Origin of the sequence: Actibacterium sp. MT2.3-13A (assembly GCF_018139985.1) — a bacterium.
Classification (GTDB): Bacteria; Pseudomonadota; Alphaproteobacteria; order Rhodobacterales; family Rhodobacteraceae; genus JAGSOU01.
Genome location: NZ_JAGSOU010000033.1, coordinates 1 through 13,417, shown reverse-complemented (window position 1 = coordinate 13,417; position 13,417 = coordinate 1). Strand labels below are relative to the sequence as shown.

Genomic DNA, 13,417 nt, shown 5'->3' with positions numbered 1-13,417 from the left:
AATCGCCCGCCCCGCTGCGCGAGATGAAAGCTCCGCGCGTCGGGCGATTGCTCAACCTGCGCCGATCGGCGTAAACACCAACCGGGCTCCGGTCGCGGCAGGATGAAAATCCCGTAGCAGGTCAATGGCTGCTTTCCTGAATCCGGTTCGCTTCTTCGCAGGGGCGGCGAATTCACACTTCCCGCCCTGTCTATTCTCCAGGCTGAACGCTTGGGCACGATGCGCGAAGGTAGCACCGATGTAGCACCGGTGTAGCACTGGGGATCCAGGCATGACAAAGCCGCCTGCGGTGGCGGCTTGTAAGTCATTGATATTGTTTTGTGATATTGGTTGCGGGGGTAAGATTTGAACCTACGACCTTCAGGTTATGAGCCTGAAGAGCTAGCGGAATAATGTTTACACAGAGCCATCTGCACCGGCTCAGCTTGAAGTTGGCTCGGGAGTAGAGGCTGCGCTCCGAATTGAAGAGGTTGTATACCGAGGCGTGGAAGGCGGCGAATTTCTGCAAACCTCGCAATCGCCGGAACCGCAGCATTGCTCGCTCTCGGCGTCGAAATGGCAGGTGCGAGTTCTCCGCCCGGTCATTAATCCATCGACCTGTTTGGTGTCTGCCACCTGCCCCAAGTTCATTTAATGCGGCGCTGTATGACCGTAGCTGGTCGGCGATGACGGCCTCCGGACGACCGTAGCGGCGCATTGATTTCTTTATGAATTTCAACGCAGCTTTCCGATCCCTCGCCGTCGTGACGAAGCTCTCCAGGACCTCGCCCCAGTGATCCACCGCCCGCCAGAGGTAGCACCGCTTGCCATTGACCATCACGAACATCTCGTCGAGATGCCAGCGCCACCGGCTCGATCGCATCCCCTCAACCCGCCGCTTACGGATCTCCGCAGCGAACAACGGCCCGAACCTATTCCACCAGAACCGCACCGCCTTGTGGTCGATTTCGATCCCCCCGCTCGTGCAGGAGATCCTCGACGTTGCGTAGTGATAGCGGAAACCGCACGTACATCATCACCGCCAAGCAGATGATCTCGGGGCTTGTCTTGAGATACTTGAAAGGCGAGCGCTTGGTCATTCCCGAAGGCTACGAAAGCCCCCTGCCCGGCTCAAGCCAAGTTAATCTGACAACACCGCTGAACCAGTTACCTCTGGCAGAGCGCCCGTCTACTACTCTGCCTTTGCCAGCCGGTAGGCCCGCTCAGCATTTTGCCCAAATACCGCAGCACTTTCCTCCGATGTCAGATCACCCAGCAACTCTGCCGTTGCCCGGGTCCAGTCGGCATAACTGGCGACAAGAGTGCAAACCGGCCAGTCGCTGCCCCAGATCACACGCTCCGGACCGAACTGGGCCAGCAGATAATCTGTGTAAGGGCGCAGTTGGCCCACCGACCACCCCGCGCCCGCCTCGCTCACCAATCCGGAGAGTTTGCAATAGGCTCCGGTTTCACGAGCCAGTGCGGCCATATCTTCCGCCCAACCTTTTTTTGCGCCTTCACGGATCAACGGTTTCGAGCCATGGTCGATCACCACCTGCAAGTCCGGATGACGCCTCAGCCGTGCAAGCAAGTTTTTCAGATGCCGCGGAAGCGTCAGGGCGTCAAAGGTCAGGCCCCCAGCAATCATCGCCTCGAATGCCGGATCCAGATCCTCACGCAAGATCCAATCGGGATCCGCGATGTCCTGGATCATCGGGCGAAGCCCGACCAGATACCTGTCTTCCCCAAGCGCGGCGATCTGTTCCGGCGCATCCGTCGCCTCAAAATCCACCCAGCCAACCACACCGCGCACAAATTCGGTCTCGGCGGCCACCGACAACAGGAAGCGGGTTTCCTCAACCGTCGGCGCGGCTTGCACCAGCACCGTACCGTCGATCCCACCTGCCTCCAGCAACGGGGCCAGATCGGCTGGCGTGAAGTCCCGGTAAATCGGCGCAAGCTCGGGCGTCAGCCAGCCGTAGTCGCCACGGTTGAGCGTCCAGAAATGCTGGTGCGCGTCAATCCTCATGGCGAGATCACGCCTTTCTTGAGGATTATGTTTCCGTATAGGCGCGTCTCGCCCGTTTGCACCACGGCATAGGCCTTGCGTGCCCGGTCGTAGAACGCAAAACGCTCCAGCGCCCGCAGCCGGGAAGGCGAATCTGCAATGCAGCGGATGATGTCCTGAAACTCCTTGACGATCGCCGGCTCGGCCCCGGGGTCGCCGACGACCGCCATCGTATGCGCGGGATCCTCAACGAAACTGTCGAGCGGCATCACGCTGAGAACAGCCTCGAGCGCAGCGGTGGCCGTCACGCCATCCAGACGGAGCACGCGCGAGCCAACGGAATGGGCCGGGAAATTCGCATCGGAGATCACGATTTCGTCGCCATGCCCCATGGCGCGCAGAACATGCAGCAGGTCCGGCGACAGGATCGGGTCGATGCCGCGGAGCATTCAACACCCCTCCGGCGCAGGCGCATCGGGGCGGATCAGGCCCTCACTTTTCAGGTCCGACCACAGCGCAGTGGGGATCTCGCGCTGCAGCAGCGCGACGTTCGCCTCCACCTCCTGGCGGCTGCCGGCGCCGGGGATCACCGTTTTCACGGCAGGATGCCCAAGGACGAATTGCAGCGCGGCGGCGATCAGTGGCGTATCATGCGCATTGCAGACAGCCTCGATCCTGCGCACCCGCTCGAGGATATGTTCCGGCGCATCGGCATAATTGTATTTCGCGCCGTTGACAGGTCCGGTCGCCAGAATGCCCGAGTTATAGGGCCCGCCCAGGATGATCCCGACATCGCGCTTCACGCAAAGCGGCAGAAAGCTGTCGAGCGCCTCCTGTTCCAGAAGGGTATAGCGCCCGGCCAGCAGGAAGCCGTCGAAATCCCCCAGGCCGAGAAGCTTTTCGCAAACCTGCCATTCGTTCACGCCGGCGCCGATCGCCGCGATTTCGCCGGCTTCGCGCAGTTCCGTCAGCGCCTTGTAGCCGCCACCGTCGAAAAGCTCGCGCACCTTGGCGTCGCTGGCTTCCTGTGAGCCTTGCGAGAAGACGCAGACGTCATGCACCATCAGGATATCGACATTGCCGACGCCCATCCGGTCCAGGCTGGATTCGTAGCTGCGCATCACGCCGTCATAGGTGTAGTCGAAGACGATCCGCTTCTGCGGCACGTCGACAAACGCCTCGGGCGTGACCTCATCGGGCTCGCAATCCAGCAGCAGCCGGCCGATCTTGCTGGAGAGGGTGACGTTCCCGCGCCCGATCCGCGCCAAGGCCTGCCCCAGGCGGATCTCGGAACGCCCCAGCCCGTATTGCGGCGCGGTGTCGAAATAGCGGATGCCGGCATCATAGGCCGCCTGTATCGCGTCTTGCGCGGCCTCGTCGGACACCTTGCGATAGAGATTGCCGATCACCGTGCCACCCATTCCCATACGGGTCAGCGAGACCGGCCGCGCCGTGCGGCCATTCAATAGCTTGGTATCCGAAACTTTCATGAACGTTTGCCCCTTCCCGTTTTTTGCAGGCATTACCCCTTTTCGGGCCCCGCTTCGTTCCGCATCGCCGGCCGATACCGTCACACCTGGAAAATGCCGAAGCCGTCCACCTCCGCCACCGGCGTAAGATGCGACCACCGGTCGCTGTCATGCAGGATGATGAGCCGCGACAGATCACCGTCAATCGCCTGGTTGATGCGGTCGATGGTGACGAGTTGGTCGTAGGTACTGCCCACGGCATTTGCGAGCGGGACGTAGGCGCCGTTGTTGTTGTGGCCGCAGATATTGGCTTTGCCGTAAATGCAGTCGCCAGCCACCACGACGCGACCGCGCGCCGTGTCGAGCGCCACAAACTGTTGCCCCATCGTGTGCCCCTGCCCCAGGCGAAGGTGCAGTCCGGGGAAATGGTCATCTACATCCCCGACCACGAGGTTAAGACGGTGTTCAAGCGATGCGTCATAAGCGGCCCGCAAATCATCGGGATTAATGATTTCCGTCAGTAGGCGGAATTGCGGCGGCATCGCCAGCATTTCCATCCAGCTCAGGTATTCGCGCTTCTGGAGGTGAATGGTCGCCTCGGGAAAGGCGCTTACGCCGCCCATATGGTCGAAATGCGCGTGGCTGAGGATGATATCCGTCACATCGCCCGCGGCGACGCCGAGTTCTTCAAGCATCCGGACCGGCGAAATCCAGAAGGGGATGCCGAATTTCTCGGCGAATGCCGCGCCGGAGCCTTCGCGAATGAAGCCGGTGTCGATCAGGACGACCTTGTCGTCCCGCCGCGCCAGGATGAACGAAAACGGAAGATCGACGGTCCCGCCGTCATGGGCGCCATGAATCAGCCCTGCGACGAGCTGGTCCTTGGAGCGCGCGAATTCAATGACGTGCACGTCCCAAACCATATCGGACATCGGTTCCTCCTCAACTTTCGGCAATCGAGCGGCCCAGGCTCGAGAGGCCCACGGCAATGATCAGGATGGCGCCCTGAAGGACGTATTGAGAGAACGTCGGCGCGCCGAAAATGTTGAGTCCGTTGAACCCGAACGCGATGATGAGCGCCCCGATGATAGTGCCAACAATATGGAATTCGCCGTCACGCAGGGTTGCCGAGCCCAGGAACACGGCCGCAAACGCGGTCAGAAGATAGCTGTCCGCCGCGCTGGCGGTTCCCGATCCCAGCCGCGATGCCAGAAGAATGCCGGTCAGAGCCGCGCACATCCCCGAAATGATGAACCCGAGGATCTTGATGCGGTCCACGGAAATCCCCGCCAGGCGCGCCGCGGCAGGATTGCCGCCCACGGCCTGAATCTCCTGCCCGATCGAGGTGCGCTCCACAAGCAACCAGAGAAACGCCACCACGGAAGCCATGATGAGGATATTGTTTGGGATACCGAAAACCCAACGCCCCAGAGAAATATCGAGAAAGGCGTCGGGCACCCCCCTCACAATCGGCACGCCGGCAGAGTAGGCGAAGGCGAGGCCGGTCAGTATGGTACCCACGCCAAGCGTCGCAATGACGGAATTCACCTTTAGCTTTGTGACCACCAGGCCGTTTAGCAATCCGACCAGGGCCCCCGCCCCGATCACGATGACGATCGCGACCGGGATCGGCAATTCGTTACTCACGATCAGCCCGGTCACAAGAATTCCGTGAAGGCTCGCCGCGAAACCGATCGACAGGTCCAGCTCACCCACGATCACCGCCATGGTCAGGCCCGCGGCAATAATCATGGTCAGAGACGCCTGGTTAAGAACGTTGGTGAAATTGAGGACCGTCGGGAACGCCTTCGGCGAAAGAACCGAGAAAAGGACGATCATCGCCACAAGCCCGATAATCGTCGCATAGCGCGCAAAGAAACCAAGCCTGGCCTTTGACCTGGCGGAGAGTCTACGGTTGCCTGCTGTCATTTCGCTCATCAGTTGGTCCCTGGTATTAAGACGCGTGCGCGTAGCTTGCTTGGATTATGGCGTTGCGGTTCAGATGATCGCCGTGGAGTTCGCGTGCGATCCGCCCTTCGACCATGACCAGAACGCGGTCACACAAATCGGGCAGTTCGTCAGGCTCCGAGGAAATCACGAGCACCGCCATGCCTTGGGCGGCGAGGTCGCGGATCAATCGATGGATTTCCCCACGCGCCCCGACATCGACGCCGCGCGTCGGTTCATCGAGGATCAACACCCCTGGCCGCCGCAGCAACCAGCGCCCGATCACCACTTTTTGCTGATTGCCGCCACTGAGCTGCCCGACGGGCGTTTCGATCCCCGGCGTCTTGACGGCGAGGTCGCGCACAACGGCCTCCGTCTGCGATCTGCGGCGGTTGCGATCGATCAGCGGCAGCACGGGGTTTCGTACAATGCCCGCCAGATTGGAGAGCTGCATGTTGAATGCGACTGACTTAGTCAGCAGCAAAGCCTCGGACCGGCGTTCTTCGGGCACGAGACCCAGTCCGGCCTTGACGGCTTCGGATGGCGAGCGCGGGGCGAATGGCTGCCCTTTTAATTTCATTTCGCCGGCATCGACCCGGTCAACGCCGTAGATCAGCCGCGCCAATTCGCTTCGTCCGGCGCCGACAAGGCCGCCGATCCCCAGAACTTCGCCGTGATGAAGGTCGAAATCCACGCCCTTGACCATCGGAAGCCGGGCCACCCCGCGCACCGTCAGCGCGACGGTGCCAAGGTCGTGGTTGACGCGCTTGTCGGCCGGGATCGGATGCAGGTCGCCTCCGACAATGGCCTCCACGAGCGCAGGGCGCGTCAGCCCGTCGCCCTCGAAGCGCGCCACCGCAGCCCCGTCCCGAAAGGCCGTCACGCGATGACAAAGACGCAGGATTTCGTCGAGCCGGTGCGACACATAAAGAACCGCAACGCCCGAGCGAGATAAATCCTCGATAATGGCGAAAAGCCGCTCGGCTTCGCTGGCCGACAGCGACGCCGTCGGCTCGTCCATCACGATCAGGCGTGCCTTGCGCACCAGCGCGCGGCAAATGTTGACCAGCCAGATCTCGGCCGTCGAAAGCGTTTTCGCCTTGGCCGTCAGCGGCACCTTCAGCCCGACCCGCTCGGCGACCGGCTGGATATTGGCGGCGATCGCCTTCCAGTCGACAAGGCCCAGGCGGGTCTTTTTCGGCAGACCCAGCATGATGTTTTCCATCACCGTCATGTCGGGAATGAAAGCCAGTTCCTGATGGATGAAATTCATGCCCAGTTCGGCCGCATGGTGCGGCGTCATGACGACGACATCCTCACCATCGATCCACAGGTCACCGCTGTCGGCGCGTGTCAGCCCTGCCAGGATCTTGATGAAGGTGGACTTGCCAGCGCCATTGGCGCCGACCAGCCCGTGCACTTCCCCCGCGCGCAGGGCAAGGGATACCCCCTTGAGTGCCTGAACGCCCCCGTACGACTTCACGATATCTTTGGCGTCGAGAAATGGCTGCAGCTCTGCATCATTTTCTGCCAATGCGTCTTGTTTGTCGAACATCATGGGGCGTCCAGCTCTTACTTAGTTCCCGTAGGCGTCGGGATGCTCTTCGAGAAACTTCTCGATATTGTCCTGGGTCACGAGAACAGCAGGGACCTCAGCGGCCTTCGGCTCCCAGGCGTCGCCGGCCTTAATGATTTCGTCAAGCCGCTTCACCATGTCGTACCCTTCGGCATAGCTGTCCTCCCAGGCGGTCGCGGTCATGTGGCCGCGGCGGATGTTCTCCAGCGCCTGCGCGTTGCCGTTCACGCCGTAGACGAGCACATCCTCGCGCCCCTGCTGCCGCAGCGAGCCGATTCCGCCAATGGCCGGATCGTCCCAGCACCCCCAGATCGCCAGCGGCTCGGCGCCCTCCGGGTGCGAGGCCAGCCAGGCATTGGTATATTGCGCACCATCCTCAAGATATCCGGGAATCCGCACTTCGTTCTTGGTCACGGAGATGTCCGGGCGCGACTTGAGAAGCTCGTCGAGCAGCAATTCGCGGTCACGGCACACCTCGCCGGTGCGATAGGTCAGCGCCAGAAGGCTGCCACCTTGGCCGAGGTCATCGATCAGCTTCTCGATAACCGGAAGCGCGATCGGCGCGCCGGACCCGTTGGTCGAGGCCACAGTGCGGCCAAGCCCGCCGCCCCAAGTCACCACCGGGATCCCCGCGCTGTCGGCGGCCGCAAGACCGGCACCGATCGAGGAGTACGGGAACACCATATCGATCACGGCAGCAGCGCCACGGTTTGCAAAGTTCTGGATCGCGGCGTTGGCCTGGTCGGCACTGCCCGCGGCATCGATGACAGAAACTTCCCAACCGTCTTCTGCAGCCGCGGCACGCGCACCTTCGATGTAGCGAACGTTGTTAGCCTCATTCGCCGCGATCGAGACGATGCCAAGAAGACGCTCACCGGCCTGCGCCGATGAGACGGTTGCCGCAAAAACGGCTCCGGCGGCCAGAGCCGCGGTGACAACTGTTCTCATGATTTCCTCCCTGTGGATGACTAGGTCGCCGCTCCCTTCGGCGAACACTGGCAAAACGTTTAGCCAGAAGAGCGGATTTGACCATCAAAGGCAAGGAGTCTTTCGCAAGAAAACAGCCCCTCTGACCATTGCAATTTAACTACCCATGGCGAATTCTGGGCGTTACACATGCTGTCTAAACGATTTGCCGGAGGCACGATTTGACCAACATTAAGGACGTAGCCAAGGCAGCCGGAGTATCGACGGCCACGGTGTCTGCGGTTATCAACGAAACCGCCTATGTGAGCCCCGCGCTGAAATCGCGGGTCATGGCGGCCATCGAAGCGCTGAACTACGCCCCCAAATCGGCCGCCCGCAATCTGAAGCGGGGGCGGAGCCAGCTGATCGCACTTGTCGTTTCCGATCTGCAAAACCCGTTTTTCGCGCGGGTCGTGAGCGCCGCAGAAGCCGCCGTCAGCGCCTGGGGCTACAGCCTCGTCGTATTCAACAGCGACGAAAAACCCGATAATGAGGCCAGGATCCTGTCGCGCATCCGCTCGCTTTCCTGCGACGGAATCATTTTGGTTCCGATCGGCACTCCTGAACGCTACGAGCCGTTGATCCGCGACCCAAGCGCCCCCCCTGTCGTGCTCTTGGGACGGGAGATCGACGGAGACCCGTTCGACACAGTGACGCTCGACAATGAACTGGCCGGACAACGAACAACCCGCTACCTGCTGGATATCGGCCACAGGCGGATCGGCTCCATCACAGGACCCACCTTTCTGAGCACCGGGAACGGGCGGCTGCACGGAATGCTGGAAGCGATGAAGGAGCGCGGCCTGACCCCTGCCCCTGAGCACATACGTTCAGGCGGGTTTCGGGAGGAAATCGCCTATTCCGCCGCCATCGATCTGATGAAGCAACCGAATCCGCCGACAGCCCTGTATGTCGCGAATGGGTTGATGGCCCTTGGCGTCATGCGCGCACTCAACGATTGCGGACTGCGGTGCCCCCAGGACCTCTCGGTCGCCTCGACCGATACCCTGCCCGGCGTCGGCGGCCTGCGGCCGCGCCTCACCCGGACCGAACATCCCCTGAACGAAATGATCGATCAGGCTCTACGGTTCCTGATGGACCGGATTTCGGGAGAAGTGAGATCCGCGTCGCGCCGTGTGGTTTTTTCGCCCGAGTTAATCCTCGGAGACAGCTGCGCTCCCCCCAAAACCTCCGGAAACCCGACGCCTTGAAGCTGGCGGGAAAGTAGCGCCAGACAAACGCGGACCAGTCTCCGCCAAGACAGTGACGCGGTCCCTTATGCCGGGCAGAGGCCGCGCCCCTCTTCGAGAGTTGCGGCGCGGTTCTTCCAGAAATTTGCCCGGGAGTGAAGATTGCGGTTGGAGTTACTTCGTGACGCGCTCCCCTCACAACGTTCCCACTCAAGGCGGTGCGGCAAAGGTCCGGGTTTGGCTGGCTAGGTGACCGCGTATCGAAGCGATCCGTTACTGCAAAAATTAGCGATGACACGGAAATAATTGACGCCAAGGCGTTTCGCGAAGCGCTTGAAAAGGTGCTGTCAGACAAATTCGAACTGGTCTCAGCAAGGACAGTGACGCTGCCACTTATGCCGCGCAGAGACCGCGCCACTCAGCCAGAGCGGCGGTACGGTTTTGCTTGAAGTGGTCTCGTTTCGATAGGCTGCGACCCTGGTTGAAGTGGTTGAAGACGGAGGAGTGGACGGCGACGAATTTCTGAAGACTTCGCATGCCGCGGAAGCGCTGCATCGCCCGTTCTCGTCGTCGGAAGGGCAGGTGCGAATTCTCAACCCGGTTGTTCAGCCAGCGTCCACAAACCTGAAGATCATCACAGCCAAGATCCCGCAGTGCGGCCTTGTAGGACGCAAAGCGGTCAGTCACCAAGGCCTCCGGTCGACCGTGCCGCCGCATCAGTTTTCTTAGAATTTTCAATGCGGCGCGCTTGTTTCTTCGCCTTGTGACAACGCTTTCCAGGACCTCGCCTTCGTGATCCACCGCTCGCCACAGATAGTGCCGCTCGCCGTTGATCTTCACGAAGACCTCATCGACATGCCACTGCCAACGCGAAAATGCTCGCAACTGCTGGACCCGTTTACGTCGGATCTCGGACGCGAACATCGGACCAAATCGGTTCCACCAGAACCGGATCGTCTCATGGCTGACGTCGATCCCTCTCTCGTGGAGGAGGTCCTCGACATTGCGTAGCGACAGAGGGAACCGAACGTAGAGCATGACCGCCAGGCGGATGATCTCAGGACTGGTTTTGAAATACTTGAATGGTGAGCGTTTGGTCATCAGCGAAGGCTACGAGACCGCCCTGCCCGTCTCAAGCCAAGTTCCTCTGACAAGGCCCTCGGAACGTCCATGAAAGGACAATCCCAATGACTCCCGAACAGAACAAGACCGCCGCGAAGATGACGTCCGTCAAGGCCGCGTGGGACAAGGCGCCCGCCGGTCCGAAGAAGGACGCGGCCCTGAAGCACTACCAGGCCGCCGAGAAGGCGAACACGGCGAAGAACGACGCCGAGACCAACAAGGAACTCGACGCGGCGACCCACGCCCTCGCGTGACCTCCACCTGCTGACGTGATCACCGGGGCCGCCTGCCGAACAAAGGAGGGCGGCCCTCTCATTTCAGGAGCGGCCCGGTCTGGTCCAGATATGCCGGATCGAACTCGGCAAGTTCTACCAGCCCGCCATAGTCGTGAATCGTCACGCGGCCGTCCCGAAAGGTTACCAGCGCGTGTTCTCGAAGCTGCCGCAGGACGCGGTTCACATGGACCGCGCTCAATCCCAGCGTATCGGCGAGGTGGTACTGCGTCAGCGGGCAGTCGAACCCTTCCTTGCTGCCTATGCCAACCAGCGCAAGCCTCGATCCCAGCTCCAGCAGGAAATGCGCCATGCGGGCCTCCGCATCACGTCGACCGATCCCGACGAGATGTTCCACCACCATCGCCTCGTCCCTTGACGCCGCCCAGAGAATTGCGGTCGCCAGGCGAGGGGTCTGCGCGAACGCCTGGAGAAGGTCGCTCGTCAGCACTTCGGCAGCCTCGATGTCCACGATGGGTTCGAAACTGTGGTCCGACGTGCGCAACAGCACGCTCCGCAACCCCAGAAAATCCCCGGGCACCTGGAAATCCACGATCTGCCGCGTTCCGTCGGGCTGTAGCTTGTAGGAACAGACCCAACCCGCGGACAGAATATACGCGGCCTGAGCCGACTGGCCCTGATGTACCAGATCGCGCCCGGCGACGAAGGTGCGGCGTCGCTGGTGCAGACGCTCCAGTACGGCCAACTCAGCCTCAGACAAGGCGACAAAGGCCAAGAGCTTGCGGGTGAGCGGGCTGTGGTCTGTGGCGGTGATTGGCCTCTCCCGCACTGTTGTTGATGCACGAAAACGTCGGTGCGACGGCTGCTTGCCATCAATCCAGAATACCGCATTTTCTGAAAAGGGTGGTGAAGTTCGTCAGGCCCGCCGTATCCTGAAGGTATTTCTGTTGAAAGGACTGCCCCGATGCGGGATCATGCGGATTATCCGGGCTTGGCTGCACTTTCGATCCGCGAAGCGCCGCTGCCTGCCCTGAGCGATCACGAGCCTCTTCCCGAGAGCGAGATCGTGGGCATCCTCCGGGACGCCGCAGCGACGCACGAGAACGCCATCGGCACAGATCCCGAGGGGAAGATGCACCAAGCCGTCGCCGAACTGATCAACCGGATTATTGCCGGCGGAAGCTCATTTCGAAGGCGGTGAGCAGGTTGGAGCCGTTGCCTCGGACGCTCCCCGGGCACTCAGGCTCCGAGTGGCGCGAACCATCGCAAACAAGAAAAGGCACACAGTATCCATGGTCGATCAGCAGGACACAAAATTGCCCCACGAGGCCGCCGACAGGATAACGAAGCCCTTCGCCCGCTTTCTGAAGATCGAAGCGGCGGCGGGTGGGCTCCTGCTCCTGGCTGTGCTGCTCGCGATGGCACTGGCCAACTCGCCTTGGGCAGAGGCTTTCCTGGCATTCTGGGAGACACCCATTGGCCTGACATTCGGTTCGCTGGATTTCACCCGCTCCTTGCGCCACTGGATCAACGACGGGCTGATGACCTTCTTTTTCTTTGTACTTTCACTCGAACTCAAGAGGGAGATCGTTCTCGGCGAACTGAGAAATCCTCGACAGGCTGCGCTTCCTTTCGCAGGCGCCCTGGGGGGCATGGTCGTGCCGGCCTCTCTGTATCTCGCGTTGATGACCGGACAACCCGGGATGCACGGGTGGGGAACCGTGATGGCGACCGATACCGCGTTCGTGATCGGATGCCTTGCGCTTTTCGGGGGCCGGATCCCTCCAACCCTGCGTCTGTTCCTGCTTTCTTTGGCGATTTTCGATGATGTCGGGGCGATACTCGTCGTCGCTTTCGGCTATGGAGAAACCATGAACTGGTCGGCGCTCGGGCTCGGATTGCTGGGGATTGGCGTGGTCGCGAGCTTCTCGCGATTTGGGGTCAGAAGCGTCCCGATCTACTTCCTGCTGGGAGGCGCGATCTGGCTGTGCTTCGACGCCTCCGGCATTCATGCGACAATCGCTGGTGTGATCCTTGGACTGATGACGCCAACCCGCGTTTGGGTGAGTGATGCACGTTTGCGCGCGATTTTGGGACGTGTGCTGGCCTATCCGTCCGGCGAGCATTGGAGCGGAGACACCGCAGACCGCCATGATCTCCTTCAGGCCGGCAGAGCGGTCTCGGAATCCCTTTCGCCTGTAGAACGACTCGAAACGATGCTGCACCCGTGGGTGGGCTTTGCAATCATGCCGATCTTCGCGCTGGCAAACGCCGGTATCACGATTCACGGCGCCGATTTCGGACAATCGGTCTCCTTGGCGATCATTGTCGGGCTGGTGTTGGGAAAACCGATTGGCGTTCTTGGGTTCAGCTGGCTCGCCGTCCGTTCCGGCCTGGCGGTGCTCGGGCCCGGTCTGTCGTGGCCCTTTGTCGTGGCCGGTTCCTTTCTCACAGGAATTGGTTTCACGATGTCGCTGTTTATCGCGGGCCTGGCGTTCGAGCCGGCGATGCTCAACGCCGCGAAGCTCGGGATTCTCTCGGGATCAGCCATCGCAGCGGCAGCAGGGACCCTGATACTGGTTCGGCTAACATCTCTCGCAGCCCGGGCGTGAGGCGCAACATGAGACAACGACCCAGGTCGACTTCGCCCGGCGGTTCCTATCGTGTGATTCGGACCGGGCAGCCACGTTTGATACGCGGCCATTCCATACGAATGGCCATAGCTTGGTCGTTTTCTCGGAGTGAAACGATTTCAATACCGTTTTGCTTTTCCGCTATACGTACGTGCAGCCCTAGGGTCAGGACTCACAACCAGAACATGACGGTGGCTGCGATGCAGATGGCGGATAGGAACAGCTCTCCGCATCTGTCGTAGCGGGTGGCGATCCGGCGCCAGTCCTTGAGGCGGGCGAAGAGGTTCTCGATCC

13 protein-coding genes and 2 pseudogenes are annotated in these 13,417 nt (G+C 61.1%); 4 read left to right on the top strand and 11 right to left on the bottom strand.

What is annotated here, in order from left to right; genetic code table 11:
- Positions 1 to 415: 415 nt before the first annotated feature.
- The 8 genes and pseudogenes from KCI33_RS17465 to KCI33_RS17430 form a co-directional block, all read right to left on the bottom strand.
- Positions 416 to 1,079: pseudogene (locus KCI33_RS17465) on the bottom strand (IS6 family transposase); the annotation flags it as partial.
- Positions 1,080 to 1,171: 92 nt separating this feature from the next.
- The gene (locus KCI33_RS17460) at positions 1,172 to 2,008 is read right to left on the bottom strand and encodes an amidohydrolase family protein (protein WP_212526085.1); all 837 of its coding nucleotides are present in this window, start codon (positions 2,006 to 2,008) and stop codon (positions 1,172 to 1,174) included.
- A complete protein-coding gene (locus KCI33_RS17455) occupies positions 2,005 to 2,436 on the bottom strand; it encodes an RbsD/FucU family protein (RefSeq protein ID WP_212526084.1) in 432 nt (143 codons plus the stop codon). The genes KCI33_RS17460 and KCI33_RS17455 overlap by 4 nt, the downstream gene beginning before the upstream one ends.
- Complete coding sequence (locus tag KCI33_RS17450) at positions 2,437 to 3,477, bottom strand: aldo/keto reductase (RefSeq protein ID WP_212526083.1); 1,041 nt, start codon at positions 3,475 to 3,477, stop codon at positions 2,437 to 2,439.
- A gap of 80 nt (positions 3,478 to 3,557) precedes the next feature.
- On the bottom strand, positions 3,558 to 4,388 hold the full coding sequence (locus KCI33_RS17445; protein WP_212526082.1) for an N-acyl homoserine lactonase family protein: 831 nt from the start codon (positions 4,386 to 4,388) through the stop codon (positions 3,558 to 3,560).
- 10 nt (positions 4,389 to 4,398) lie between these two features.
- The gene (locus KCI33_RS17440; RefSeq protein ID WP_212526081.1) at positions 4,399 to 5,394 is read right to left on the bottom strand and encodes an ABC transporter permease; all 996 of its coding nucleotides are present in this window, start codon (positions 5,392 to 5,394) and stop codon (positions 4,399 to 4,401) included.
- Between the two features lie 16 nt (positions 5,395 to 5,410).
- Positions 5,411 to 6,961, bottom strand: a complete 1,551-nt coding sequence (locus tag KCI33_RS17435) for a sugar ABC transporter ATP-binding protein (RefSeq protein ID WP_212526080.1) — start codon at positions 6,959 to 6,961, stop codon at positions 5,411 to 5,413.
- Positions 6,962 to 6,979: 18 nt separating this feature from the next.
- Complete coding sequence (locus KCI33_RS17430) at positions 6,980 to 7,927, bottom strand: substrate-binding domain-containing protein (protein WP_212526079.1); 948 nt, start codon at positions 7,925 to 7,927, stop codon at positions 6,980 to 6,982.
- Between the two features lie 200 nt (positions 7,928 to 8,127).
- Here KCI33_RS17430 and KCI33_RS17425 point away from each other — a divergent pair, with 200 nt between their 5' ends.
- Positions 8,128 to 9,156 (top strand): LacI family DNA-binding transcriptional regulator, encoded by a 1,029-nt coding sequence (locus KCI33_RS17425; protein ID WP_212526078.1) that lies wholly within the window; start codon positions 8,128 to 8,130, stop codon positions 9,154 to 9,156.
- Positions 9,157 to 9,528: 372 nt separating this feature from the next.
- Here KCI33_RS17425 and KCI33_RS17420 read toward each other — a convergent pair whose 3' ends face one another.
- The gene (locus tag KCI33_RS17420) at positions 9,529 to 10,236 is read right to left on the bottom strand and encodes an IS6 family transposase (RefSeq protein WP_212526077.1); all 708 of its coding nucleotides are present in this window, start codon (positions 10,234 to 10,236) and stop codon (positions 9,529 to 9,531) included.
- A gap of 86 nt (positions 10,237 to 10,322) precedes the next feature.
- On the opposite strand from KCI33_RS17420, the gene KCI33_RS17415 reads away from it, so the two are divergent.
- Positions 10,323 to 10,511 carry a hypothetical protein gene (locus KCI33_RS17415; RefSeq protein ID WP_212526076.1) on the top strand — a complete coding sequence of 63 codons (189 nt, stop codon included), beginning with the start codon at positions 10,323 to 10,325 and terminating at the stop codon, positions 10,509 to 10,511.
- Between the two features lie 58 nt (positions 10,512 to 10,569).
- Here the strand turns inward: KCI33_RS17415 and KCI33_RS17410 are convergent, their stop codons facing one another.
- Entirely contained in the window at positions 10,570 to 11,304 is a 735-nt protein-coding gene (locus tag KCI33_RS17410; protein ID WP_212526086.1) for a Crp/Fnr family transcriptional regulator, read from the bottom strand.
- Positions 11,305 to 11,454: 150 nt separating this feature from the next.
- Here KCI33_RS17410 and KCI33_RS17405 point away from each other — a divergent pair, with 150 nt between their 5' ends.
- Positions 11,455 to 11,691, top strand: a complete 237-nt coding sequence (locus KCI33_RS17405; RefSeq protein ID WP_212526075.1) for a hypothetical protein — start codon at positions 11,455 to 11,457, stop codon at positions 11,689 to 11,691.
- Between the two features lie 91 nt (positions 11,692 to 11,782).
- The gene (gene nhaA / locus KCI33_RS17400; RefSeq protein ID WP_212526074.1) at positions 11,783 to 13,102 is read left to right on the top strand and encodes a Na+/H+ antiporter NhaA; all 1,320 of its coding nucleotides are present in this window, start codon (positions 11,783 to 11,785) and stop codon (positions 13,100 to 13,102) included.
- 193 nt (positions 13,103 to 13,295) lie between these two features.
- Here nhaA and KCI33_RS17395 read toward each other — a convergent pair.
- A pseudogene (locus KCI33_RS17395) lies at positions 13,296 to 13,417 on the bottom strand (IS5/IS1182 family transposase); the annotation flags it as partial.

Excerpts from the sequence above, each read along its gene's own strand:
- KCI33_RS17460 (WP_212526085.1), bottom strand. The coding sequence starts at position 2,008 with ATGAGGATTGACGCGCACCAGCATTTCTGGACGCTCAACCGTGGCGAC.
- KCI33_RS17455 (WP_212526084.1), bottom strand. The coding sequence starts at position 2,436 with ATGCTCCGCGGCATCGACCCGATCCTGTCGCCGGACCTGCTGCATGTT.
- KCI33_RS17450 (WP_212526083.1), bottom strand. The coding sequence starts at position 3,477 with ATGAAAGTTTCGGATACCAAGCTATTGAATGGCCGCACGGCGCGGCCG.
- KCI33_RS17445 (WP_212526082.1), bottom strand. The coding sequence starts at position 4,388 with ATGTCCGATATGGTTTGGGACGTGCACGTCATTGAATTCGCGCGCTCC.
- KCI33_RS17440 (WP_212526081.1), bottom strand. The coding sequence starts at position 5,394 with ATGAGCGAAATGACAGCAGGCAACCGTAGACTCTCCGCCAGGTCAAAG.
- KCI33_RS17435 (WP_212526080.1), bottom strand. The coding sequence starts at position 6,961 with ATGATGTTCGACAAACAAGACGCATTGGCAGAAAATGATGCAGAGCTG.
- KCI33_RS17430 (WP_212526079.1), bottom strand. The coding sequence starts at position 7,927 with ATGAGAACAGTTGTCACCGCGGCTCTGGCCGCCGGAGCCGTTTTTGCG.
- KCI33_RS17420 (WP_212526077.1), bottom strand. The coding sequence starts at position 10,236 with ATGACCAAACGCTCACCATTCAAGTATTTCAAAACCAGTCCTGAGATC.
- KCI33_RS17415 (WP_212526076.1), top strand. The coding sequence starts at position 10,323 with ATGACTCCCGAACAGAACAAGACCGCCGCGAAGATGACGTCCGTCAAG.
- KCI33_RS17405 (WP_212526075.1), top strand. The coding sequence starts at position 11,455 with ATGCGGGATCATGCGGATTATCCGGGCTTGGCTGCACTTTCGATCCGC.
- nhaA (WP_212526074.1), top strand. The coding sequence starts at position 11,783 with ATGGTCGATCAGCAGGACACAAAATTGCCCCACGAGGCCGCCGACAGG.